At 74.0% G+C, this 1030-nt stretch carries 1 protein-coding gene; it reads right to left on the bottom strand.

Features of this window, described 5'->3' with window-relative positions:
* Window positions 1-21: 21 nt before the first annotated feature.
* Window positions 22-1030: MFS transporter (locus AOK15_RS40165; protein ID WP_055524077.1), on the bottom strand; the 1009-nt coding region annotated here is incomplete at its 5' end.

Here is a 1030-nt window from a genome sequence, read left to right as displayed (position 1 = left end):
TGGTGCCTCGCGAGCGGCCGGTCAGCCCTTCAGCTCGGCCGTGTCGTCCTTCGGGGAGGGCCGCGCGGGCCGGTGGCGGGGCAGAAGCAGCGGGGTGGCGAGCATCAGGGCGCCGGCCGCGGCGACCGCCGTGCGCGGGTCGGTGACGGCGGCCAGCAGGCCCCACAGGGCGGTCAGCGCGGCGATCGTCAGCTTGCTGGTCACCGACCAGGCGGACAAGGTGCGGGCGACCCGGTCCGGCGGGGTCTCGTCGAGGCGGTACGTGGCCATCACCGGGTTGAAGACGCCCATGCAGGTGATCAGGCCCAGCTCCACGGCCATCACCAGGACGAGCCCGGTGGCGCCGGGGTGGATGAACGCCAGCCCCACCGGCCAGCACGCCCGCAGCGCGCCCGTCGCCAGCAGCACCCGGTGCTGCCCGTGGCGGACGACCAGCCGCCGGGCGAGCCGTGAACCGATCAGTCCGCCCACACAGGGCAGGGCGAAGGCCAGACCGTACTGCCAGGGCGTGAAGCCCAGCTCGCCGACCATCAGGACCAGCAGCAGCGGGGCGGTCGCCATGATCAGGCCGTTGACCAGGATCGTGTTGAGGAACAGGGGGCGCAGCGCCGGGCTGGTGAGGATGTACCGCCAGCCGTCGAGCAGGTCACGGGCGCGCAGTCGGGGCGCGGCCGGCTCGGGAGGTGTTCCGTCGGCGGGCGCTCCGTCGATGGGCGCTTCCCCGGGGTGCGCGGGGCGCTTCAACGGGCGCTCGACAAGTCGCTCGGTGGAACGCTCGGTGTCACCGATCGCCCGGAGGGCCGTCGCGGAGAGGAGATAGCTGACCGCGTCGGTCACGAGGGTGACCACCGGGCCGAGGAGGCCGATCGCGGCGCCGCCCAGCGGCGGGCCGAGCATGGTCGCCGTCCAGTTGGTGGCCTCGAAGCGGCCGTTCGCGGCGAGGAGGTGCTCCGGGGGTAGCAGGGACTTCAGGAAGGCGCCGCTGGCCGCGCCGAAGGTGATGTCGGCCGCGGCGCCTTCCTGAAGTCCC

This window comes from Streptomyces ossamyceticus, assembly GCF_001418475.1.
In the GTDB taxonomy this organism is placed as follows: Bacteria; Actinomycetota; Actinomycetes; order Streptomycetales; family Streptomycetaceae; genus Streptomyces; species Streptomyces ossamyceticus.
The sequence above is the reverse complement of the archived record's forward strand: the minus strand, read 5'-3'. Positions and strand labels throughout refer to the sequence as shown.